Annotated in this window: 23 protein-coding genes; 2 read left to right on the top strand and 21 right to left on the bottom strand. The window is 44.8% G+C overall.

Annotated elements, in window-relative coordinates; genetic code table 11:
* Positions 1 to 68: 68 nt before the first annotated feature.
* On the bottom strand, positions 69 to 707 hold the full coding sequence (gene trhA, locus NL111_RS00185; protein ID WP_002830789.1) for a PAQR family membrane homeostasis protein TrhA: 639 nt from the start codon (positions 705 to 707) through the stop codon (positions 69 to 71).
* A gap of 123 nt (positions 708 to 830) precedes the next feature.
* On the opposite strand from trhA, the gene NL111_RS00180 reads away from it, so the two are divergent.
* A complete protein-coding gene (locus tag NL111_RS00180; protein ID WP_058121303.1) occupies positions 831 to 1,283 on the top strand; it encodes a DUF1836 domain-containing protein in 453 nt (150 codons plus the stop codon).
* 288 nt (positions 1,284 to 1,571) lie between these two features.
* On the opposite strand, the gene NL111_RS00175 is transcribed toward NL111_RS00180, so the two are convergent.
* The 10 genes from NL111_RS00175 to argF all read right to left on the bottom strand — a co-directional run bounded on the left by NL111_RS00175 (position 1,572) and on the right by argF (position 12,793).
* Positions 1,572 to 1,892, bottom strand: coding sequence for a DMT family transporter (locus tag NL111_RS00175; RefSeq protein ID WP_004166436.1), 321 nt, complete (start codon positions 1,890 to 1,892; stop codon positions 1,572 to 1,574).
* Positions 1,893 to 2,040: 148 nt separating this feature from the next.
* Positions 2,041 to 2,796 carry a MerR family transcriptional regulator gene (locus tag NL111_RS00170; RefSeq protein WP_285110277.1) on the bottom strand — a complete coding sequence of 252 codons (756 nt, stop codon included), beginning with the start codon at positions 2,794 to 2,796 and terminating at the stop codon, positions 2,041 to 2,043.
* A gap of 66 nt (positions 2,797 to 2,862) precedes the next feature.
* Complete coding sequence (locus NL111_RS00165; protein WP_285110276.1) at positions 2,863 to 4,509, bottom strand: aryl-sulfate sulfotransferase; 1,647 nt, start codon at positions 4,507 to 4,509, stop codon at positions 2,863 to 2,865.
* Between the two features lie 329 nt (positions 4,510 to 4,838).
* The gene (locus NL111_RS00160; RefSeq protein ID WP_285110274.1) at positions 4,839 to 5,900 is read right to left on the bottom strand and encodes an Ig-like domain-containing protein; all 1,062 of its coding nucleotides are present in this window, start codon (positions 5,898 to 5,900) and stop codon (positions 4,839 to 4,841) included.
* 235 nt (positions 5,901 to 6,135) lie between these two features.
* A complete protein-coding gene (locus NL111_RS00155; protein ID WP_285110273.1) occupies positions 6,136 to 6,606 on the bottom strand; it encodes a hypothetical protein in 471 nt (156 codons plus the stop codon).
* A gap of 24 nt (positions 6,607 to 6,630) precedes the next feature.
* A complete protein-coding gene (locus tag NL111_RS00150) occupies positions 6,631 to 7,869 on the bottom strand; it encodes a LysM peptidoglycan-binding domain-containing protein (RefSeq protein WP_285110272.1) in 1,239 nt (412 codons plus the stop codon).
* Between the two features lie 183 nt (positions 7,870 to 8,052).
* Positions 8,053 to 9,471: a basic amino acid/polyamine antiporter gene (locus tag NL111_RS00145; RefSeq protein WP_002829295.1), complete on the bottom strand. Its 1,419-nt coding sequence runs from the start codon at positions 9,469 to 9,471 to the stop codon at positions 8,053 to 8,055.
* 99 nt (positions 9,472 to 9,570) lie between these two features.
* Complete coding sequence (gene arcA / locus NL111_RS00140) at positions 9,571 to 10,797, bottom strand: arginine deiminase (RefSeq protein ID WP_285110271.1); 1,227 nt, start codon at positions 10,795 to 10,797, stop codon at positions 9,571 to 9,573.
* Between the two features lie 52 nt (positions 10,798 to 10,849).
* Positions 10,850 to 11,779 (bottom strand): carbamate kinase, encoded by a 930-nt coding sequence (arcC, locus tag NL111_RS00135; protein ID WP_002829297.1) that lies wholly within the window; start codon positions 11,777 to 11,779, stop codon positions 10,850 to 10,852.
* Positions 11,780 to 11,791: 12 nt separating this feature from the next.
* A complete protein-coding gene (gene argF, locus NL111_RS00130; protein ID WP_002829299.1) occupies positions 11,792 to 12,793 on the bottom strand; it encodes an ornithine carbamoyltransferase in 1,002 nt (333 codons plus the stop codon).
* Positions 12,794 to 13,105: 312 nt separating this feature from the next.
* On the opposite strand from argF, the gene NL111_RS00125 reads away from it, so the two are divergent.
* Positions 13,106 to 13,954 carry a DNA-binding domain-containing protein gene (locus NL111_RS00125; protein ID WP_008841989.1) on the top strand — a complete coding sequence of 283 codons (849 nt, stop codon included), beginning with the start codon at positions 13,106 to 13,108 and terminating at the stop codon, positions 13,952 to 13,954.
* Positions 13,955 to 14,194: 240 nt separating this feature from the next.
* On the opposite strand, the gene NL111_RS00120 is transcribed toward NL111_RS00125, so the two are convergent.
* The 10 genes from NL111_RS00120 to NL111_RS00075 all read right to left on the bottom strand — a co-directional run bounded on the left by NL111_RS00120 (position 14,195) and on the right by NL111_RS00075 (position 23,867).
* Positions 14,195 to 14,743 (bottom strand): NADPH-dependent FMN reductase, encoded by a 549-nt coding sequence (locus NL111_RS00120; RefSeq protein ID WP_002829301.1) that lies wholly within the window; start codon positions 14,741 to 14,743, stop codon positions 14,195 to 14,197.
* Positions 14,744 to 15,108: 365 nt separating this feature from the next.
* Positions 15,109 to 16,293, bottom strand: coding sequence for a GNAT family N-acetyltransferase (locus tag NL111_RS00115; RefSeq protein ID WP_285110270.1), 1,185 nt, complete (start codon positions 16,291 to 16,293; stop codon positions 15,109 to 15,111).
* Between the two features lie 22 nt (positions 16,294 to 16,315).
* Positions 16,316 to 16,486 (bottom strand): hypothetical protein, encoded by a 171-nt coding sequence (locus NL111_RS00110; protein WP_004166428.1) that lies wholly within the window; start codon positions 16,484 to 16,486, stop codon positions 16,316 to 16,318.
* A 2-nt stretch (positions 16,487 to 16,488) separates the two neighbouring features.
* The gene (locus NL111_RS00105) at positions 16,489 to 17,625 is read right to left on the bottom strand and encodes a PTS sugar transporter subunit IIC (RefSeq protein WP_285110269.1); all 1,137 of its coding nucleotides are present in this window, start codon (positions 17,623 to 17,625) and stop codon (positions 16,489 to 16,491) included.
* Positions 17,626 to 18,017: 392 nt separating this feature from the next.
* Positions 18,018 to 18,608 carry a helix-turn-helix domain-containing protein gene (locus NL111_RS00100; RefSeq protein WP_285110268.1) on the bottom strand — a complete coding sequence of 197 codons (591 nt, stop codon included), beginning with the start codon at positions 18,606 to 18,608 and terminating at the stop codon, positions 18,018 to 18,020.
* Positions 18,609 to 18,969: 361 nt separating this feature from the next.
* Positions 18,970 to 19,647, bottom strand: a complete 678-nt coding sequence (locus tag NL111_RS00095) for an ABC transporter ATP-binding protein (RefSeq protein WP_002829305.1) — start codon at positions 19,645 to 19,647, stop codon at positions 18,970 to 18,972.
* A gap of 4 nt (positions 19,648 to 19,651) precedes the next feature.
* Positions 19,652 to 20,710 carry an ABC transporter permease gene (locus tag NL111_RS00090; protein ID WP_002829306.1) on the bottom strand — a complete coding sequence of 353 codons (1,059 nt, stop codon included), beginning with the start codon at positions 20,708 to 20,710 and terminating at the stop codon, positions 19,652 to 19,654.
* Between the two features lie 2 nt (positions 20,711 to 20,712).
* Positions 20,713 to 21,225, bottom strand: coding sequence for a TetR/AcrR family transcriptional regulator (locus NL111_RS00085; protein ID WP_231097321.1), 513 nt, complete (start codon positions 21,223 to 21,225; stop codon positions 20,713 to 20,715).
* Positions 21,226 to 21,291: 66 nt separating this feature from the next.
* Positions 21,292 to 22,782: a ribosomal protection-like ABC-F family protein gene (gene abc-f / locus NL111_RS00080; RefSeq protein WP_285110267.1), complete on the bottom strand. Its 1,491-nt coding sequence runs from the start codon at positions 22,780 to 22,782 to the stop codon at positions 21,292 to 21,294.
* A gap of 353 nt (positions 22,783 to 23,135) precedes the next feature.
* On the bottom strand, positions 23,136 to 23,867 hold the full coding sequence (locus tag NL111_RS00075; protein ID WP_002830769.1) for a sulfite exporter TauE/SafE family protein: 732 nt from the start codon (positions 23,865 to 23,867) through the stop codon (positions 23,136 to 23,138).
* Positions 23,868 to 23,964 lie beyond the last annotated feature (97 nt).

Genomic DNA, 23,964 nt, shown 5'->3' with positions numbered 1-23,964 from the left:
ACAAAAACGGAACTGTTATTTTAAACAGCTCCGTTTTCTTTTTAGTGTAGAATAAATATTCACCATTTTTAAATGTTTACGTAAATCGAAATAAACATCAACGTGGTTCCCGCCATTACGAAGAAGTGCCAAATCAAATGCAACCCGGGAATTTTAGGAAAGCTATAGATGATTGCCCCGACGGTGAAGGTCACCCCGCCGGCAACCAGTAGCCAAAAACCTAGCGGCGACAAGTTAGCGTAAAGGGTCTTCCCGGCCAGCAAACACAACCACCCCATCACCACGTAGATGGTCGTTTCTACTTTTTGGAAACGACCCTTACTTAAAATATGGGTGATAATTCCGGCAATTGCCATCGTCCAGATTGCACTTAGCATGATAATCCCGCTGCGCCGGTCTAAAAAGATTATGCAATAAGGTGTATAAGTACCCGCAATCAGCAAGAAGATATTACTGTGGTCAATAATTTGAAAAATTCGCTTGGCCTTCGTGAACGCGAGGCAGTGGAACAGCGTCGATGCTAGGTACAGTGCGAGGAGCGTTGCGCCATAAATGACGAGGCTGATGGTGTCCCGCGTCGGCAGCCCGTTCGAAATCGATTTCATAATTAACAAAGCGACCAGCCCGAGGCTCGCGACAAACGCGACCCCGTGGGTAATCGCATTCCAAATTTCATAAATTACTTGGCTTCTTTGAACTTTTTGCATTTTTAGTCCCCCATTTACCTACCTTGGATGACTTCATTATACATAGAATTGTATTCTACGTAAAGCGTAGTGATTATCTATTTGAGGTTGGTTTATGTTATGATATGTTTGGAGGTTTGTGCAATGAATACAGAAAAATACCAGCAGTGGTTGGCTGATTTTAAGCAACTTCGCTTACCGGATTACCACCAATTTCCCGACCTAGCACTCTACATGGACCAGGTCATCCAAGAAACCAACCGCTACCTAACGCCCATTTTACACGCCGAAGTCACCAAAACCATGATCAACAGCTACGTTAAGATGGGCTTAGTACCCCACCCGCTCAAGAAAAAATATACCGCGGAGCACCTTGCGTTGATTATGATGATCAGCGTTTTGAAAACCAGCTTTAGTTTGGACACCATCAAATCACTACTGGCAACCGACGAGGTCGAAACCCACTTTAACGAATTCGTGCGTATTTTCAATCACGAAATCGAACACCTCGACGAAGCCGTCCAATCTTTCTCACCTTTAGAGATGGCAATCCGCGCGGTACTTTATAAATTAATTTTGGAGCGCAAGCTGAGCTGAATGCCGGTTTGTGCTTTTTTTGGTACATGGGAGTAAGTAGTTCTACTGCTGCCATAGTCGAAACGCGCTCTGGAACCCAGCTCCCTCCGATTAACCCAATTAAAGGACCAATCGCCTAATCTGCGATTAGTCCTTTAATTCTAGAAGCTCTACTGCTGCCGTAGCCGAAACGCGCGAAAAAGTCCAACTCTCTGCGGCTAACCAAATTGGGGGATCAATCGTCCAAACCACGATTAATCCCCCAATTCCGTTAGTCCTCAAGAGTTACCCGGACTTTGTCGCACTCTTTTATTTTCCACTCGTCACCTTTATTCCAACAATCCCGATCACTAGCAATGCTACAAACAGCCACGTAATTGCTGGGAGGCGGTCCCTAAAGCAGATTACCCCTACTAGAATTGAGCCCACTGCCCCAATTCCCGTCCAAATCGGGTACGCCAAACTTAATGGCAAGTGTTTTACCGCCAAGCCCAAAAAGGCAAAACTGAGGATCATCCCGACCACCGTCACTATGCTCGCCCCGAGTTGGCTGAACCCCTGGCTCATTTTCAGCGCCGTGGCCCACACCACTTCCAAAATCCCAGCAACCACCAAATATATCCACGTCATCAAAATCTCCTCCTAAACAAAAAAGGCATCTGTAAAGCTCTTCTCAGACCTAATGAGCTTTACACATGCCAACCACCCGGTGGTGATTTCTTATTTTTTAAGTTAAGGATATCATAACAACTTTCAAAACCATTGGCAACTTTGCCAGTTACCGCAGCTTTGCTAAAATCACTTCACTCAACAATTGACCAGCGCCCTTTTGCCCCGCCAACTCATCGTAGTGCTTTTGGAAACGTTCGTCAGCTTGGTACATTTGCGCTAAATTTTGGTGATAAGCTGGTGAATACTGCTTACCAACCATGATTTTCAGCCATTCCTGATGGGCGGTAAAGATCGCTGCCTTGGTCGTGTCGCTATTTTGCGTCATCGCCTCCCGCAACAAGGTGCCCAACTCTTTTTCAAGTGCATCTGCCCTTTGTAATTGGGCTTCCGAAAGCGCCAAGTAGTGTTGGTTGGCGACTTTCACCGTCTCTTTGCCATATTTTTGCCGAATCTCTTGGCCAAATTGACTCTCGTTTTCTGCCAGTCTTTGAGCCTTTAAACTATTAAACTTTTCACTGTCACTCATCTTGCCCACTCCCCTTAACATTTTGATGGAGGAGGCGATTGCCACGTCTACATCTTGGAGCCGGCGCTGCTTTTCCGCAATCCGGACGCGTTGGGCTTCCAAAGCCGCAATCTGCGTCGCCAGTGGTTGCGCCATGATTTCCCGAATGGTTGCCAATGGAACGCCCAATGTTTTAAAGAACAGAATCCGTTGTAAATCATCGACCTGGGCTTTCGCGTACCACCGGGTGCCCGACTCCGTACGCCACGCCGGAACTAGCAGTCCAATCTGGTCGTAATACCGCAACGTTCGCGAACTAATCCCCGCCAGCTTCGCCAAATCTTGGATGGAATACATCCCCTCACCCCCCTCAAAATCATTATATGGGTTGCCGTAGCGTCAACTTCAAGTCCTTTTGATAAATTATTTGGTTACGTCAAAATGATAGTTTTCCGGGTAGAACTGAATTCGGTAGGCGCGGTATGCGTAGGTCTTGTCCGCCGGATTGTTGCTCAAGGTCGCGTTGAAGACCTGGTTTCCATCGGCATCAACTTCGATCACGTTCGATTCTTTTCCGTCGTTTTTGTAGCCAAAATTAATCAAGGTATTTCCGTTAGCTAATCGCTGCGCATAACCAATGATCGGCGTAAAGTTGGCCTGCCCCAGTGATTTTCCGTACGACCACTGCTGGGTGACGGTCTTCTTTTGCTGGTCAATTTGGTAAACCGTCGCTGCGGAATACTTTCCGGACGTCTTCTGGTCCCCATTTTGCACGGCAACGTTATTGTCGTACAGCATGATGGTTTCTTGATTCCCCTTTTGACTCAAGAGGTAGACGCCGTGCTGTCCGCCGGTAACCTTGGTATTGCCGGTCGGACTCAGAACCTTGTCACGATATTTTGCCGGCCAGCTATTCTTGTCCTTTCCTGAAAAAATCCACTCAATTTTACCAGTTGCGTAGTCCAATTGCATGACTAAATCTTGGTTTCGCGCCGAAACCAGCAGTTTACCCGTCTTGGAATTATAGTCCAGCGCGTTGATGTGCAGCCAGTCGGTCCCAATGTTGCCGTCGCTAGCCTTTTGCTTGCTATCTTGGTACATTGAAGCCGGCAAGATTTGCTTAAAGTCGAGCACCCGCACAATTTTACCAGTCTTCCGGTTCAGTTCCACGACCGTATCTTCGGTGTATTTGCTTCCATCCGAAACCGTCAGCAACAAATTCCCGTTTGGCAATTCAGCGATGTCGTGGTGAATTACGGTTACCTCGTGACTAAGGTTGCCGCCGAGGGTGCCGTCAAAGGAATATTGCCGGTAAATTCGGCCTAAATAGTCGGTTTCCGTGAGGAGGTTATATTTTCCATTTTCGGAACTCTTATTTAAGACCATGACGTGGCCGTTCTTGAGCTGTTCAAACATGTGCTGATTCCAGTTAGTGGAGTACCAGCGAATCTGTCCGTCGGCGTCCATTGCGTAAACTTGCTTAGCGGTCCGGTCGACTAAGGTTAGCTCGTTATCACCAATTTGCATCTTCGACTTATCGTTCTTCGTCACCTTGACGTCATTTTGGTCAAGGTACTTCGGTAACTTGCCGGTCTTGATTTTAATTGTTTTAGTTTCTTTCTTACCAGATTGGTACTTCACGGTGATTTTTACGGTATTTTCGTAGTCCGCGTATAAGCCGACAATCGGTAACTGGTGCTTAGTTTGGTATCCCTTCACCGAATTAGTGATCGAAGTCTTATCCGATTTTCCTTCAATCGTGTAACTAACCTGTGCTTTTTTCGGCGTTTTAAAGTATACCAACGCCGTTAGTGGTGAAGTCTTATAGGGATTCACATTTATGTATGGATTTTTTAAATCGTAGTCGCCATCTTTAACAATTTTAGCGTACTTTTTGGTTAAGGCGGTGGTGCTATTTTCGGTAACTAACTTCGTTCCCAGATTCTGAATAATTTGCTCTTCGGATAGTAGGTCGGTTTTAGAGTGCGCGGTGTATTCCCACCCCGCGACCGCTACCAACGCAACCATTAAAGCTGCGGCAAAAATGAGCAATCCCCGAACTTTTTTCATTACATCCCATCTCCTTTAATATCGATATCAACATTGCTGTAGTTTATCGGGGAAATGTGTTTTGAAAATGAAAAAGGTAGGAGCTTTTTTGAATATTTTTATGAATTCCGTTAACGGAAAGCGGTTTATCGTTCATATAATTTTCGTAAAGTATTGAAAGCCGACTTTGCTTTTCAGTTTCAGGAGGCTTGTTTTTCATTTAACCATCAAAAATACGGCCTCCATCTTTTTTGTAAGACGTGGCCGTATTTTTATTGCTTCTTATAATTCTTTAGCTCGAAACTACTTTATTATTAAGACAGCGTTGCTAGGATATTAGGTTGTCTTCTTTACCTAGTCAACACGGTTATGGTAGTTTCCTCGCTCTTATCACCATTAGCATTAATCTGAACTGCCTTAATTTGTTCACCTTCGTATAATTCATATTCTGCTGGGATGGTTACGCTGAATCTATTGTTACCGTCGACTATATCGCTACCAAAATAATCTCCGTGTCCATTGGTGATCTCCACTGTGCAACCCACTTCGCCAATTCCTTCAATGGTTCGATCTCCAACGTAAGGTTGGTTAACATATGGTTTAGGGACCGTATCCTCTTTTGTTTTAACCTTGATTTTTACTGGTGAACTTTCATTACCTTGTAAATCTTGCTGTACAGCAGTAATCGTTTCTCCTTGATATAGATTGTAGCCAAACCAAATGTCAGCTCTAAAGGTTCCATAGGCGTCCACCTTTCCCGAGCCAATCTTATTTTTTAAATCATCATAAATATTAACCGTGTACCCCGGAACACCCCTTCCGGTTACCGTCCGATCTCCTTCGTAAGGCTGTTCAAGGATTGGAGCAGGCACCCTTTCGGCAATTTTCATATTTACTGGGCTGCTTTCGTTTCCATTTGCGTCTACTTGCACAACCGAGATGGTCTCACCAACAAATAATTCATATTCCGCTTTAATCTCTACGCTATAATTACCATCTTGATCAACGATACTACGCCCAATTTCATTCTTTAAATCATCACGAACAATAATGGTATTGCCTGGAGTTCCCGTCCCGGTGATGGTCCGATCTCCCGCATACGGTTGGAACACCACGGGCGCAGCTACGTCCGTATCTGCTTCGGCATTTTTCGCACTTTCTTTATTTGCCGCCTTGTTGGTGCTTACTGCAGCAAGTGCAGTCGCTGACGTAACTTTCGAACTCTGTGAAATGGCGGTAGTCGTGGAATTATTTCCGACTGTGGCTGCACTCGCATTTTCCATATTAACGACCGTACCCGCTCCCAGCATTGATAATGCAACTGCCGAAGCCAATAACCACCGTTGCCGGACTTTACGATCCTTAAGTAGTTCTGCATTTACCTGTAAATTACTTCTATTACCTCTTTTCATAATAGCTCCCCCTAAAATAAGTATATAAAAACATTAATTTTGTATCTTGTTCACAATATAATCAATTAGTACTCAACATGCAAGCGATTACACTCGAGAAGGTCTAATTTAAAGATTTATGTTAATTAAGCCCTTTGGAATGCAAAAAAAATAGAAACCTTCAGCATTTTAGCTAAAAGCTTCTATTATATAGGTGTTTATTTTAACTTATGATTTCCGTTATCCTCGCTCGGCATTACGAAACTTTTTCGAAAACTACTTTACGTTTAACCTGACCCTGGCCTGCCTTAGCGATTTGGTAAGTAAAGCTCCGGGCGGTGAACTTCTTATTCGTTGCCAGAATATGGTTATATTGCCATTGGGAAACTTGGCCGTCCTTGGTTTCTTCCGCCAACGTTAAGGTACCGCCTTCCGCCTTATAGCTCCAAGTCGCGTTCTTAGATTGGGCTTTGTACTGGCGGTCAAAACTGCTTGCGCTTTGTTTAGCTTTAGCAGCATCGGCCTTGTTCGCACTGACCACCACGTGATCGCCACTTTCCGCAAAAGTTAAGTACACTGACTTATCCTTTGATAAGCCCTGATAAATATAAGTGTTTCCAGGAACCTTCTTAGCTACGGCGTGGCTCATGTTCCAGTAGACTCCTCCACCGATAATTACCAGCACGGCAATGATCACGCCCACAATGGTCCACTTTTTCTTCTTCATTTAATCCACAATCCCTCTCGTTAATTATTCAACGTCATCGTCTTCAACATCCGCGTTGGTGTCGACTGCTTGGTCACCGTCTTCATCGTCACTTTCGTTGTCTTGCGAATCGCTGTCTTCATCGCTATCGGTATCTTCGTCGGCATTGCTATCTTCATCTTCGGAACTAGCAGTATCTTCATCATCGGTTGATTCACTGTCCGCATCGCTACTGTCTTCGTCGCTATCGGCAGTGTCATCGCTGTCCGAATCATCATCGGACGTCAAACTTAAGTTAAAGGTGAAGTCGTCATCGTCAGCCGTGATCGTCAATTCGATTTCGTCGGCGTCGGTAACGTCCTTATCCTTGTCGTCTTCCTTTAATTGTTTAACAATCTTGTCGGCCAACTTCTTAGCGTTCTTTTCGGTTAATTGATCGCTACCGGTGGAGACGCTTTGGTCATCGTCGTAAAGGGTGTCGGTATCGGTATCAGAATCCGTGTCAGTATCCGAAGCTACGTCTTCGCCAGCAGAATCCGTGTCGTCACTTTCATCGTCGGCATCCTTACCCGTGAAGTCAACGGTCAACTGGTCGTCATCCAAGTTCAATTTATCCTTAATTTCGTCTTGGATAGCATCCGAAAAGTCGGTTTCGTCCAATTGGTCCGCGTCTTCACTAGATTCTTTAGCAGCATTATCCGAAGAAGCGGATGCTGATTTGTCATCAGCGTCTGATTGCGGATCCTTTGGCGATTCGTATTCGTTCTTCACGCTGTTATCGCTATTATCAATATGTTTGTTGGAAACTGGCGAAACGTCGATATTTACCGAGTGGTCGCTATTATCGGTAAAGTTATTGATGGTTACCTTGGTCTTGGCAACGTAGTTTCCGTCACCTTCATAACTCCAGTCGCTAGGTACTTCGCCATCCCGGTTCAATACCAAAACGTCGCCCGCGTAAATCAGGTCGATGTTTTGGATCCGGTTGTCGTAAGCTAACTTAGCTACCGAAATTCCCGTGGCGTTGGAAATTCCTGAAAGAGTGTCTCCCCATTGGATCACGTATTGGTCGCCGTGTAAATTATTCACGTCGATATGTTGCGAACTGAGGTTGTTACTAATCTCTTGAGAAGTGTTGGCTACCCAATTAGTAATGTCGGCCCGTTCCGCGTTGGTTTGGCTAGTGTAAAAGCTATCATCTAGCGCGGTGGCTGATTGCAGTGTCAGTGGGGCAAATAATAAGGCACTTGCTAAAGCAGCACCCGCAACTCTTTTCTTATTCATTGAAAATCCTCCATTTGCGTTACAGTGTTTAAGCTACATTTTAATACTACCTCTTCATAAATATGTTTTCAATGCATATATTAATAAACACACCAAAAAAAACGAATGCAACGGCATCTGCGCCCTGCATTCGTTGAGTTGACTGTAAAATAAATTATTTTTTAGTTCTTAGTATGTTGTTTTTTACGCAACTACGATGGTTCCGTTAGCTACGAGATAAATAGCTACTACACTCAAAAGGAGGATTAATCCCATCACTGCTTTTTCTTGGCCACCCAGTTCGCGATGGTCTTCGCGAACGGCTTGGTAGTAAATGATGAAGCCCGGGATGAAACTAATTGAGACTAATAGCATTTGTTGCCATCCGGACAGGAACATGCAGGCAAGCATGAAGAGTGCGGAAAGCAAACCAATCGTGAATTGTCCCCATTCTTGGTGTTTGTGACTGTACTTCATTTGGTACAAACCTACGAAGAGGTACGAGAAGAGGATTGCAGCCGAAGCTAACGAGTAAGCAAAGTTGTAAGCTTCCGAAGTAAACAGCAAGGAGAACAAGAAGATCGTTTGTAAGATCGCGGTAATGTAAAGGGAAGCAGTTGGCGCGTTTTTCTCGTTCAACCGGCCCCAAAGCGAAGGCATTACCTTATCTTTAGCGATCAACATGGTGGTTTCTGCTGGCAACATGGTCCAGGATAACCACGAAATCACGGTCGAAATAATCAAACCAACGTTGATGATCATCGCTCCCCAATGACCGACGATTAATTCGAGATCGTTTCCTAACGCCGGTTGGCTAGCTGAAGCTAGTTGTGCCCGGGTCAAGGTTCCGTAAGGGATGATTGAAATCATTACGTAAATTGCTAGCAACATGATAAATCCAATGATGGTTGCTTGTTGCGCTTGACTACGGGTTTTAGCCCGGTGGCCCATAACGGACGCACCTTCAACCCCGATAAATACCCAAATCAAGGTGGAAAGGGTTCCTTTAAGCTGGTCGAAAACTGAACCAGTTACCGTACCCTTGGAGAAGTTGTTGGCCACGTTTCCCCAGAAGTCGGTGGTAAACATGTGGCCCTTAAAGAAGATAATCGTAATAATGATGAACAAGAACAACGGGATGACCTTGAAGAAGGTCCCGATGGTGTTCACGAACGACGCACTTTCCACTCCGCGGTTAACTAGGAGGGTCAGTGCCCAACAAAAGATAATTGCTAAAATGATCGACGGCATATTTTGTCCGCCTTTAAAGGTCGGAATGAACGTTCCGATCGCACTCATTAACATGGTCGCGAAGGCCACGTTTCCGAGCCAAGCTGATAACCAGTAGGCCCAGCCGGAGATGAATTCTCCTAGCGGACCGAATCCAGCACCCGCGTAACTGAAGATCCCGGCTTCGAGGTCCGGACGCTTTTCAGATAAATTATTTAACGACAATACCAGTAGCAAAAAGCCGATACCGACAAAAACCCACGATAGTAAGGCGGGTCCGGGAGCCGCCGCTGCCGCAACCGTATTGGTAATCCCGAAGATCCCGGTCCCAATACATGAACTAACGATCAGCGCGGTCAGGCCCAGGCGGCCAATTCCGTTTTTATTCTCCATATTATTCACTCCATTCCTGGATTTAGTAATCAAAAAGGCAAAAGCAAACTGCTTTGCTATTCATACCACAGTTCACTTCTGCCATTTAGCGTCTAAATTTTACTTTACATCTTCACGAACAATTGGGCAGGACATGCACCGTGGGCCGCCACGACCGCGTGATAATTCACTTGAACGAACTTCATGAACTAAGATGCCATGTTTGCGTAGCAAATCATTTGATACATAATTCCGGTCGTAAGTTACAACCTCACCTGGAGCAATTGCCAATGTGTTAGAACCATCGTTCCATTGTTCACGAGGAGCAACGATTGGATCACCATTTCCAGTTGGAATTAAATCAATTTCAGACTTGTTCAAAGCTTTCTTCAAAACTTCTTTGATATCAGTATGATGTTCCATCGTAATGCCGCCGTTTTGATCTGGATGCAATACCCAGTTGTCAACATGGCCGTCACCATCAAGGATTGCTGGATGTACTGTAAATTGGTCATGGTTGATCATGGTGAATACGGTATCCAAGTGCATCATTGCGTGATTGTGTGGAATACCAATCGCAATCACCGTATCGTAATTGGAATCCTTAAAGAGTTGACGAGTAATGTCTTCAATGGCGTCCGCCGTCGTCCGTTGGGAAACTCCAATTGCTAATACGTGATCACTAAGTACCAATTCGTCCCCACCTTCAATGTGAGTTTCATGGTTCCGATCACGCCATACTTCAACTTTGCCAGCGAAGCGTGGGTGGTACTTGATAATGTATTCAGTAATCAATGATTCACGTTTCCGAGCAGTGAAGGTCATCTTGTTAATGGAAATTCCTTCGCCAATCGATGCTTGTGGGTCACGAGTAAAGTAAGCATTTGGCATTGGATCCATCAAGAATGGCCAATCCGTATTTTCCGAAACCGATTGCAAGTCTGGTTGCGCAATGTTGATGTCGGATGCCCGAACACCTTCAATAATGCGGCCCACCATGGTTTGGGGATCCATTGCTGACAAGTATTCCATCAATCCGTCGTGAGTTGCACCAGCTACATAGCCGGATTCTGCAATCATGCGTTCGAGAAATTCATGACGAACACCTTCATCAGCTAAGGCTTCGGCAGCCAATTTAGAGAAGTAAAGTACTTCAATTCCTTGGTCGCGCAAAGTCTTTGCAAAGAAATCATGTTCTTCTTGAGCAATTGGTAAATATGGAATGTCATCAAATAACAGCCGTTCCATATAGTCCGGCGTGATGTTTTCAATTTCACGTCCTGGACGATGCAACATAACCGTTTTGAGTTTACCAATTTCTGAGGTTACATGAATTGCTTGTGTCATGTTGATTCACTCCTTATCTGTAAAATCTGTATTTAGCAAGTTAAACGCGCTTTTATTCGTGAATAACCGTTCCGAGTTTGCCTGCTAAAGCATCGTTCAATCCGCTTAGCGAAGTGATGATGGCTTTGCGTTCGGGATGGCCCTTTACAAAGGACAAGCATGCTTGAATCTTTGGCAACATGCTTCCAGCGGCAAATTGGTCGTCATCCATATATTGTTGAGCTTCAGCCACGCTCAACGATGTTAGGGCCTTTTCATCCGGTTGGTTGTAGTTTACGTAAACGTAGTCTACCGCCGTCAAGATGATTAATTGGTCAGCATCAATGTTGTCAGCTAAAAGCGCGCTCGAGCGGTCCTTGTCAATTACGGCCGGAACCCCTTTTAAGCCTTCGTCAGTTTCGATAACGGGAACCCCGCCACCGCCACCAGCGATCACTAGGTCGCCGCTTTCGATCAACGTCTTGATGCTATTTAATTCAATAATTTTCTTTGGAAGTGGTGAAGCAACTACTTGACGATAGCCGCGCCCGGCATCTTCCACAAAAGTATAACCCTTTTCGCTAGCAATTTGGTCAGCTTGTTCCTTGCTGTAGAAATCGCCGACTGGCTTAGTTGGCTTTTCAAAAGCCGGGTCGTCTTTGTCTACGGCAATTTGGGTGATTGCAGTTACCACGTTTTTTTGCATCCCCCGATGGTGAATTTCATTTTGCAAACTTTGTTGTAAGTGGTAACCAATGTAACCCTGACTCATTGCCCCGCATTCGGGGAATGGGAATGCTGCGGTTTTGCCGTGTTCGGCTGCGTAGTTCATTCCTAGGTTAATCTGACCAACTTGTGGACCATTTCCGTGACTAATGACAACTTGGTTATCGCCATTCATCAGCCCAATTAATGATGAAGCGGTGTTCTTTACCAGCTTCAATTGCTCTTCAGGACTCTTCCCGAGCGCATTGCCACCGAGGGCAACTACCATTTTTGTCATTACGATAACCTCCTAGTCACCTAATGTAGCAACCATAATTGCTTTGATGGTGTGCATCCGGTTTTCAGCTTCTTGGAATACTACTGAGTGGTCGCTTTCAAAGACTTCGTCAGTAACTTCCATTTCAGAAAGACCGAATTTTTCTTGGATCTTCTTACCAACTTCAGTATCTGTATTGTGGAATGCAGGTAAGCAGTGTTCGAAGATTGCGTTTGGATTTTCAGTTGCGTCCATAACCGCTTTGTTAACTTGGTATGGCTTCAACAAGTCGATCCGTTTTTGCCACATTTCATCTGGTTCACCCATGGATACCCAAACGTCAGTGTAAATTACGTCCATGCCTTTAACACCACTGTTAATGTCGTTTGTAACCACGATCTTAGCACCAGTCTTAGCAGCAATTTCGTTTGCTTGGTCGAGAACTTCCTTAGTAGGTTCAAGTTCTTTAGGAGTTACTACGTGATATTCCATACCCATAACCGCAGCACCAAGCATCAAAGCATTTGATACGTTATCTTGTCCGTCACCGACAAAGGCAAATTTAATGTCCTTGTATTCCTTCTTAAGTACTTCTTTAGCAGTTAAGAAGTCTGCAAGTACTTGAGTTGGGTGGTCTTCATCAGTCAAACCATTCCAAACTGGAACACCTGAGTATTCTGCTAACGTTTCTGCTGAACGTTGAGAGAAACCACGGTATTCGATTCCATCAAACATACCGCCTAATACGCGAGCAGTATCTTTAACTGATTCCTTGTAACCAATGTGTGATCCAGAAGGGCCGAGGTATGTTACGTGAGCTCCTTCATCCTTTGCTCCAACTTCGAAAGCACAACGTGTCCGAGTTGAACTCTTTTCAAAGATTAAAGCAATGTTCTTGCCAGCAAGCCGCTTACCTTCAGTACCTGCGTACTTTGCCTTTTTAAGATCTTCTGCTAAATTAAGCATGTATTCCATTTCGCGAGTATTGAAATCTGCAAGAGTTAAGAAACTCCGATTACGTAAATTAAATGCCATTGAAAACATCCTCCTTAAGGTGACTAAATATCTTTATTACACTTATAATGATAGTAAGCGGTTTCGCGACACTTTAGGATTTAACATTAAATTCCATGAAATCGTTTTAATTCGCGTACTTACTTGACATGGGGCACATTTTCCGTGTATAAATTTCGGTTGCAAAGTGTATAATTTGGATAAAATGATCGTTTGATTTGAAAAAAAATCCATTATTATATAGTCTTAATGTATAAACATTGTATAAAGCGTTTAGTTTCGTATTGCTTCACGAAACATCACGATTTTTCAATACTAGGAGGCCATTTAGCCATGAACTTTTATTTATTTGAAAACGATTCCCGTCACACCACTACCATTCGGGATCTTATCGAAGCTGATTTCAACAATAACCTCGTGGGAATCGGAGTTTCCCCTACCCAAGCCTACGACGACTTGTTGCAATTGCGCGTCGACATCATGATTATTAGTAGTAACGACCCGGAAGTCGGGATTCAACTAATCAAACGGCTCGAACAAGTTCAAATCAAACCGCACTACATTATGATTAGCTCCGCCGAGGACGTCGCCACTAAGGAAGCCGCCTACCACGCTGGAATTGACTTCTTCTTAGAGCATCCCGTCAGTCCCGTCGAATTTAAACACGTGACTCGGTTAGTGGCCTCCTATTGCCAACAGATTAGTAAACTTTCCGAAATTTACAACATCACGTCACAAGTGGTAACGCCTTTTAACCGGCCCCAATCCGAGCACCGTTTGCAAATGGACCGGGTTAACGCAATCCTGCGCTTCTTAGGCATCGCCTCCGAAACCGGCAATAAAGAAATCTTGAAAATCATTCGGATTATGGTCGACCAAAACATTTCCTTTTCGAGCATCGACTTTCAGCGCGACCTGGGTCTTGACGAACACGAAAAGAAAATCGTTTACCAACGAATTCGCCGCGCGCTGCGGGTGGGGATTACCAACTTAGCCGGCATGTGCAACGAGTACTCCGAAAACGAAATTTTATTAGAATATGCTAACGCTCTTTTTGAATACCAAAACGTCTACATTGAAATTCAGAAGATGCGCCACGAAGACGTTCCTAACGGCCAAATCTCACTCCAACATTTCTTTGATGGCTTACTACAAGAAAGCCACGGAAAACTTTCCATTTAAATGCCTATATAATAGTAGAAACTCTCTAAACATCGTTACGCGATGTTTTATTTTTGCGGAATAGTAAACCAGCTTCAATATGTACTCCGCTCATTTAATTTGTTTAACTTACGCCCCGCTTTAGTAACTCGCAAAACTTCATCATTCATAAAAACGCACAAAATAAAAATGCTTCTCCAGAATGCAAAATTCTCGAAAAGCATTGCGATTTTATACTCGGTTTAAAGCGTTGGTTATCGATTAATTAGTAAACCTTTGTAAAAAGGTTAGGTACGCACCCACAATTTGCTTGAAGAACTTTTGGGTTGCTTCATCAATTTGGTCGCCGTCCATGTGTTGTGTAATGTTGCCAATGTAAGCTTCCGGTTGTTGCAATACCGGCATGTTAACGAAGGTCAACGATTGCCGTAAGTGGTGGTTTGCGCCAAATCCGCCAATTCCACCAGGTGACACGGTTACCACGAGGGCTGGTTTGCCATCCCAAACGTTTTGTCCCATGGGCCGGGATCCTACGTCAATCGCGTTCTTCAGCGCCGCGGGAACCGAACGGTTGTACTCGGGAGTAAAGAACATCACTCCATCAACACTTTGCACCGCCCGCCGTAAATTTTGCCAGGCCATCGGCGGATTGTCGGTATCCAAATCCTCGTTGTACAACGGTAAATCACCAACTTCAATCCAAACTGGTTCTACTTCGTGCGGAAGTAACTTTTCAAAGGTTTGGGCTACTAATCGGTTAAAGGAGCCCTTTCGTAAACTACCAACCATAATACCAATTTTCAAAGTCATGATAATAATTCCTCCTTCTAACCAAAAAATGTAACAACTTAGTTCACGTATAGTATAAGCGTATTAGCTTCTAAAAGGTAAGCAATGTGCATTGTTTGCTAAAGCTTTTTTAGCAGCTGCTTAGTTTACCAAAAGCGCCATCTTTCTTCTCATCAACTCCCGGGCTTTTCGTGCAGAAATTTAGCCTTAGCCTAGTCATGTTTCTACCAAAAAAGACTCCCCAAGAAACTAAGATTCTCGAGAAGTCTGCTTAAATTAACAGCTTATTTTTTTAAATTCGTGCCGGTTCCCCTGCTCAATCGTTTCGTTCGCAATTAACCATCTAATTTTGTTAATCCTTGGAACTTCACGCGAGGCTTTTCATTTTAAAAGTAGTCCCACAGCATCGGTGATTCTTTGCGCAAAACGTTATCTAAACCTGCAATGGCCGCGTACGATCCGCGAATCGCGCCGACCCGGTTTAAATGTCCCAAAGAACGGTAGCCGAGAAACGCCTTGGTTAACTCTTGAATTGAAAGGCGAATGTCCGCCATGTTGGTTTCGTTGTCACTAATCTTTTCAAAACTCGTCCCGTTACTGTTAACCATCAGCCGCCAAATTCCGTTATTTTCTGGAATCATTTGGTCGGTGACCGCCAGCCGGATACTTTTAACCTTACCTAAAAACGGATAATCTTGGACGAAGGTCGCCAAATTAATAATTCGGGCCATCATGTACGGTTTAATTTCCACGTTGAGCGTATCGGGTTCTTGCAAAATATCCGGACGACCGACCGGATCACCACTTACGTACTCAAAGTTGAAGTACATCGATTCGTGCTGGCAAATGAACCGCGCTAAGTATTGGTAGCTTTCCCAATTGGTGTACATGATTTCTTGAATGTAAAAGGTGGTGTTGATCCCTTCGTAAATCACGTATCCAGCCGCGGAATGAAGGTCGTCAAAATAGACGCCCACTTGCCAATGCGGATGCTTAAGGACGAGGTAATCCCACCACCAGTCCGCCCGCACCAATCCGGCATTGTGGCTATCCGGGTTATTATTGTAGAGTTCTTTAATGTACGGAATCGCATCCTTGAGCGACAAACGTTCCATCGAACCTGCTTGCGAATCCACCCGAATGCGTGGCAAATCGGTATTTTTCACCCGATAGATCGTCTGGTCAAACACTTCTTCGTAACCAAACCGACGGTAAAATTTATACGAGAATGGCGCCAAATAAGACAACGCAACCTTTTTCGCGAGCATATCTTGAAAGGCCTGGCGCATTAACTTAGTAATTGCTCCGTGGCCGCCATATTCAGGATAACTCATGACGTCGCCAATCCCGTTCATCTTATACTTCACGCCGTGAAAGTTGACTTGGAAGGGGATGCTTAACATTCCACTTCCCAATCGACCATCGTACTTAATCCCGTACTTCTCCGAATGCTGGTAACGATGGTCGAAAAACGCCCGCCGTTCCGCGCTATCCGGATTGGTAAATGCGTACAAGTATAGTTGATAGAAATCATTTAAATCTGTTTTCGTTAACCGTTCCAATTTATCCATTTTCAAATCCCTCTACTTTAGCTTAAGCGTGTTTTTTCAGCGCAACGCCGAGTCCCAGAAAAATCAGCAAACTAATCGCCAACATGGCCCGGTCGACGGTCCAACTACTTAAGGGCAGCTTTGTTAAAATGATCGCGCTCGCCATAATTAGGAACGCGCCCGCCGCCCCATATTTAATTAACATCTTAACCATTATTATCCCTCTTTAAGTTCTTGTTGCACCATTTGTTTTTCAGCAACTTTGAAGAATGGGTAGTAGAGTACGCCCGCAATCACTAGTTCAATTGCCGACCATACTCCAGCACGCCAATCCCAACCGGTGGCCATCAGCGGACCAATAATCGGCGGCATCGTCCACGGCACCATCATTACGGCCGGCCGAATTAGGTGCACAGCCATTAACAAGTACGTCGTGATCGTCAACACTTGTGGAATCACGATAAACGGAATTAAGGTGATTGGATTCATTACCACCGGAAAACCAAAGATTACCGGCTCATTAATTTCAAATAAGGCACTTGGGAAGGCTACCTTCCCTAACTCCCGGTAGGCCTTACTCTTGGAGGACAGCATCCAGAAAACTAACATGATCGTTGCTCCGGTTCCTCCAACGTTAACGAACAGACTCGAAAATCCGAGAGAGGTTATGTATGGGATAGTTTGGTGGTGCGCGTACGCAACCCCGTTAGCAGCCAAAAATTGTAAGAAAATTGGGTCCGAAATTCCTTGAAGCGTCATGTCCCCGTGTATTCCGGCAACCCATAAAATGCTAACCAACAGGGTGTAGAACATGATTCCCGGCAAACTGTTCATCGCAAACAGCAACGGGTGGAAAATACTTTGAATAAAGTGATTAATATCAAAATGAAGCGGGACCCGCAACCCCCAGAAAAATAGCAAAATCAAAAATGCGGGAGTTAAGGAAGCAAACGACTGACTAACCGCCGTAGGAACGCCCTTAGGCAACTTGATAATCCAATCCTTCTTCACGAATAAACGTAAAATTGAAACTGAAATAAATGAACATACGATTGCAGTAAACAAACCAGAAGAAGCAAAATTATCAGTATCCAGCGTCAGTTTGCTGTTAAACGAAGTGACGATGAACGCCATGGTCGACAACCCCGCGCCGTTGATTGCATCTAAGTCGAGCGCCTTTGCCAACTCATACCCAATTCCGATCGTAGCTAACAGGGAAATAATCCCAAACGAGCCGTTAACCGCGACCCCCATTGCTCCCATGTACGGCTTCATAAAGTTCGTCCATGCGGGAATCGGGATGTTCGCGATAATCAAGAAAATCGATCCACTAATTACGGCCGGTAAGGTCAATACAGACCGTTCCGGATTGAAACTAAGTATTTATTATTTCCCGCCTTTGCTAGCGGGGGCATCAAACTGGACTGCACCCAGTTCATAAAATTATTCATCTACGGTTCCTCCTAACTACGGTAACCTACCCAAAAATTCAACTCAACCAACAGACTAAGTATAGAAATGTTTTTGATAAATGTAAACCCTTACAAATAAATAATTAGATATTTTTGCTTAGTTTTACCGCAAACGTGCGTTAAAAAAGTTATTTTTTAGACTGGTATATACCTATTATGATAGGTTGGAACCTGCTGGTGGGGTTATCGTGGCAAATAAAAAGACCGGCTTAGCTACATTTCAAAGTCCATCAAATTGCACTCCTGAAATGTGCCATTGCCGATCTAAGTTGCCTAGCGGTAAATTGCTTTGAGATTGTACCGCACGTATTTTTTAAAAAAGTTGGTCAAGTAAAATGTCGTGTTCTTTGCCATCGGCCACATTGAAATGCCGATTCCGCAAAAAATTAACGATAACGGCACTTCATACCACGTCAAACTTTCGGGCCACGGAAGGTGGTACGCCATTACCGCTAGCCATTCCACAAATAGTAACAGTGGTGCCCCAATAAAGGCTACCATAGTAACCCATAACCCTACTAAAGTGCCGATGACCGCGACGACCGCTCCCGCCGTGAACAAAACGTTAAACCACAAGATACCGAATAATGCCATCCAATTAACCTGCTTCATTGGATCTCCTTCTTCCTGAACTGGATTAAGAAGGGATGTATTGGTCAATTCGTCAATCGACACGCCATAAAGTTCCGCTAAGTCCTTTAACGCATAGATGTTAGGAATCGTCTTCCCCTGCTCCCAACGCGAAATGGTTTGCCGCGTCACGTACAGCTGACTCGCCACCTCCGCTTGGGTTAAGTGACGATCTTGTCGTACCTTTTGTAATGCCGGTCCGATTGACATTTGATCAACTCCTTCTGGCTTCATTCTGCCATATTCCGCAGTTTTGCCAAGCAACAACCCTGTTGCACGCCCCGATACCGCGGTTTATTTAACTTCAATTCATTTTACGTTAAACTTCATTGAAGTTAAAGTGAAGTTCAGCGAAAAAAGGCCAGGAAAAAACTAAAAAATACTTTTCAAAGGTGAAAAAGTTGTTTTGGTGTTTTGACTTCAATAGAGCCAAAACGTGTGACAAAAGTCAGTTTGTTCCGCTTAACTAAAAATTGACCATCATGCCAAATTCAGGCATCATGGTCAATTTTCAGTTAATGCTCGTAAACTACCCAACTTTTGTCCCACTCTCCTTTTGGGAATTAATGAGTTTTTCTTCGTACCAACAAATCTATTAGAGGGTTTCCGCGCTCAAAACTCCGTCGTTAATCTTAAACATTTGATCCGCGTAGTCCTTTAAGCGCATGTCGTGGGTAACGATCACGACCGCCTTATTATGTTCGTGCGCTAGTCGAGCAAACATCTTGCCGACTTCCTTTACCCGCGAACTATCTAAAGCTGCCGTTGGTTCATCCGCTAGAATAATCGACGGATCCGGATACAAGGCCCGGGCAATTGCCACCCGTTGTTGTTGTCCGCCCGAGAGTTCGGTAGGATATTTATCTACCAAATCTTCGACCCCCAGTTGGGTGAGCAAGTCGTTTAATTCTGCTTGCGATAAATTATGGTCCTTTTTGACCTTATCAACTAACTTGAATTGGTCCTTAACGGTCAGGAAGGGTAACAAATGATAGTTTTGCAACACAAACCCAATTTCATTGAGCCGTAATTTTTCCAACGCCTTCCGGGAACTATCCTGATAGTCATGACCGTTGACCTTGACCTTACCGCTCGTCGGGGTCCGCAAACCGCCGGCAATCGTCAAGAAAGTACTCTTTCCGGAACCACTTGGCCCAATAATTAAGCTTAGGGTTCCCGCTTCCGCCTTGAAATCAATGTCGTGAAGCACGTGCACTTCGGCAATCCCCTTCCCGTAAATCTGGTTAATGCCGTTCATTTCAATTGCTGCCATGGTTTTATCCTCCAATCACACTTACCGGGTCTAGTTTGATGACACTTCGAATTGGGACTAACGCACCTAAGAGCGCCGTAATTACTAATCCAACGCCCACTGCGGATAACATTGGCACGTCAAAGGCCATTGGAACCGCCGGTGGTAATACGGCCGCCGTAGCAATCGTCAACAACGTACCGATAATAATTCCGCTAACTACCAGTACCAATGATTGCGCGATTGTGCTCCACGCAATTACCCGACTCGGAATTCCTTGAGCGCGAAGTACCGCATAGTTAGGCAGCTTCTGGATCGTCAAAATGTACAAGAAGATTGCGATCACAATTAATGATATTGCCATCAAGAAGCCGATCATCAAAGCAAAGGTCATGTTTTGTGCGGAATATCCCGGCAGTTTTTGGATAAAGGCTTTTTTAGTGTAAGTCTTTAGGGGCTTTTTCACCTTTAAATCGTTTGTCTTTGAAACAATTGCGCTGGCCTTGGTTTGGGGCATTGCCCGTTTTAAATCCCGCCAGTCATCCAACGTTCCATAAATTACCGGCGCAATGTTTAACTTCGCGTTATGGGTGAACCCGACAATTTTAAAGGTTTGGTCCGCGTCGTTTAACTTCAATTTGTCGCCGATTTTATAACCGCTTTGCTCAAACTTATCGTCAACCACCACTTCATGGTCGTGTTTAATTTTGTGGCCACTGGTTAATTTCAATTGTTTGGCAATAAATTGGTCATTTTGAATCCCCACGAAGGAAGACGAAATTTTTTCGTGCTTGCCTTCCTTAGCCACTACCGAAATTTGGCCGATCAGGGCGTCATTTTTGGTCAGTTTTTGGTCCTTGACCTGCTGATCCGTAATTAAGGATTGGCTAAGGTTAACGTTTGCGTCCTGATTCAAAACTACCGAATTAATCTTCCAAGAGTTGATGGCGTCGGTATTTTGGTGGGCTAACCCCAGGGCTAAACTAGTCAAAATAAAGATTAGGTAGCTAATCAAGACAATCATGCCGATAATTAGCGAATATCGCAACTTTTCGCGTTTAATCTCCTTCAAAGCTAAAAACATATCTATTCCTCCAGAATTTTTAGGATCTTAGTTAATTGTGCTAAACGAGCTTCCGCAGTCTCCGGTTCCACAATTGCTCCGCGCAACGTGTCGTGTACCAAGGTTTGTTGGGCCCATTGCCGTTCACCGCCGGGGTGGACCGGGGCAATCCAATGGGCCACGTACGCTTCGTTGTGACGAAAATGCATTTGTAATAACTCGTAGTATTTACTAGAATGCGCATTCTCCACAAAATCACGGACCGTGGTCACTAAAGCGGGGCCTCGGGCGGCCGGGACGTGCAAAGATTGGTGAATGTCGCGCATGGCTACTTGGTAAATGTAACGGTAAGCGTCAATTAAGTCAGCAAAGTAATTGTAAAAAGCTCCCCGCGAAATGCCCGCATCCTTAACAATCCGGGCGACCTGCGCCTCGGCAACTGGGTAACGCGAAAATTCCGTCAAAAGGGCTGTTTCAATCGCCGCTTTTTTAGTTGGCTTTAACTTCACCAGCGTCTCTGAGGGCAACCTTGCCACCTCCTTAATCAAAAATGACACCGTGTCAATATGGTTAGAATACCACATTCTGACACGGTGTCAATTTTAAAACCTCGTTTTAACTTCCAAAAGTTTAGTATTTACTTGCCGAACAAATTCCTGGTCGTGATCAATAAGCAGCATGGGCGGCCGCACTCGTAGAATTAACTGTTGGATTTGTTCCCTGGTAATTACGTCTAAGTAGTTCAAGGGTTCGTCCCAAATATAGAGGTGGGCGGGTTCACAAAGCGCGCGGGCCAAAGCCACTTTTCGTTTTTGCCCCATGCTCATCTGTTCAATTCGTTGGGTGAACATTTCCCGTTCAAACCCTAATTTTCGCAGGGTGGCTAACAAGTCCTGCAGCTCTACGCCCTTTGCTTGCGCGAAGCTTGCTAAATCTCCGCTTAGTGCATCAAATGCCTGGGGAAGGTAGGAAACCTTCAGCCCATTTCGTAAATTAACGGATCCGGCCGTTCGAAGCTCCGGATTTCCTAAAATTGCAGTAATTAAGGTCGATTTTCCCACCCCGTTGGGTCCCTGGAGCACGATCCGTTCGCCAGCCTTGAGGGTGAAACTGATGGGTTGGTTTAACGGTCCCTTTCCTCGACTTACCACCAGTTGGTCAACCGTTAAAAGGGGCGCATTTACCGGAAGTCGGGGAGGATTGTAGTTCAATTGAAGTTCAGTTTCAATCTCGATATTTTTCAATAATCGTTGTTTATCCGCTACTTTTGCTTCCGCGCGGGCTTGCATCGCGGTTGCCCGCTTCATAATTTTGGCAGCTTTATGCCCGACAAAACCCTTATCGGGCGCGCCCGCCTTTTCCCGTTCGGTCGCCATTGACCAATTTTGTTTCTGGTGGGCGGCCTTGGATAATTGCTTAACTTCCTTCTGCAAGGTTTCCTTGGTTCGCCGCTCCCGCTCGTCTTCGCGTTGGCGTTCGGTTGCCCAAGTCGTGTAATTGCCATGCAAGTTCGTAATTTGAGCCCGGTCAATTGCGATGACGTGGTCGATTACCTGATTTAAAAAATCGCGGTCGTGGCTAACCACGATAAAACCCTGTTTTCGCTTTAAATAATCCGCCAACCGTTGCCGGCCTTCATCGTCCAAGTGGTTGGTCGGCTCATCAATTAGTTGGAAAGCCCCCGCATTCGCGAACATCGCCGCTAATTGCGCTTTGGTACGTTGTCCGGGGCTCAGTTCGTCATACGGTCGCGCAAGAAGCTTGTTGGGCAAGCCGATCCGCTCCATTTCCCGTTCGACTTCCCAAAAATTAGAATAATCCCGTTGCGTGATTTCCATCAACACCTTTTCCAAAGGCGCTTGAGGATTGGGGACCTTTGCTGGAAAATAATTGAACTGCAAATCGGTGTTTACCTGCCCTTGATAAGGCACCTGTCCCCGTAGAATTTTTAATAAGGTCGTTTTTCCCCGGCCGTTTCGGCCAATTAAGCCCAATTTCCAACGGGCGTCAATTTCTAAATTGACCTTCTCAAACAGCGGGGATACTTGTTGATCATAACTATAACTTAAATTTTTAATTTGAATAATTCCCAATTAGCTCGCCTCCCATTTTTTTCGGGAGTCGACGATTTAAGACACAAAAAAAGCACTAGGTGTGCAGTTCCTAGCGCAGTACAAAAGTGCAAAATACCAATATAACTTATTTTGGATAGGCACCCTGACTGGATCAAAAACCGCAGACTACTCCGAAAAACAAAGAAATCGTCATTTCTTAATCTTCGAAAATTAGTCTGTAATCTTCAATCCCATCAACATCCCTTCCATTGAATATACGCTTATGGTAACAAGCCCGTTAAATTTTTTCAAGCAATTAGCCCATTTTGTAACATACTGTAAAAAATAAAACATATTAACCAATTATTTAGAAATATTTGTAACGGTAAAAATTATTTCAACATGAGTAATAGCCCGAAAATAATTAAAGCCCCGTAAACAAACTTAATCGCTCGGGCTGGTGCCATTCGATCAACAATCCAGTTGCCTAAGGGAACTGTTAAAACTAACCCGGGGATTACCATTAGGAGCACTTTTACCGCTTCAAGCGACCAAAATCCAGCCGCAACGTGACTAATCACCACTAAAACACCCACGCAAAGGAAATGTGCTTGGAGAATTGCTCGGAGATGGGCAGCCGGCCATTGCTTCAACATTCCATAGACCGCCACCGGCACCCCGTGACTGTTATAGGCGCTCCCCAGCGCTCCCGAAACCATTCCTGCCAAATAATCGTAGCCTTTTGCTACCAAATGCGGTTTCCCTACGCGCCCTGAATGACTCCGCCACAAACTGTAGCCGCCATAAACAATCAAAAATAGTCCTAAGCCATGTAGCACCACGCTTGCCGGTAACGTTTTTACAAGGAGAATTCCCAGGGGTACCCCGATTAAAGAGCCGGTCACTAACCGGCGAACGGCCCGGAAATCAATCCGGTGCCACTCCCGAATCGTTGCCGGTAGCGCCACCAATAACCCTACCGCGCCAATCAACGCCGTACTCGTTTTCAAATCGTATCCCAGTAACGCCAATAAGGGCATTGATACTAGGGCTTCCCCAAAGCCAAACACCGTCCGAACTAACGCCCCTAACCACGCAATCAGCAAAACTCCCAGAATGATCAAAATAGCTTCCTCGTTTTCCTTCTTATTAAGTTACCATTTTATATGGTAATCACGTTTTGCACCAGCGCCAAATGCCCGAAACCGCAATTAAGCGGGT

Source organism: Pediococcus sp. AC40, from assembly GCF_030252485.1.
Classification (GTDB): domain Bacteria; phylum Bacillota; class Bacilli; order Lactobacillales; family Lactobacillaceae; genus Pediococcus; species Pediococcus acidilactici.
The sequence above is the reverse complement of the archived record's forward strand: the minus strand, read 5'-3'. Positions and strand labels throughout refer to the sequence as shown.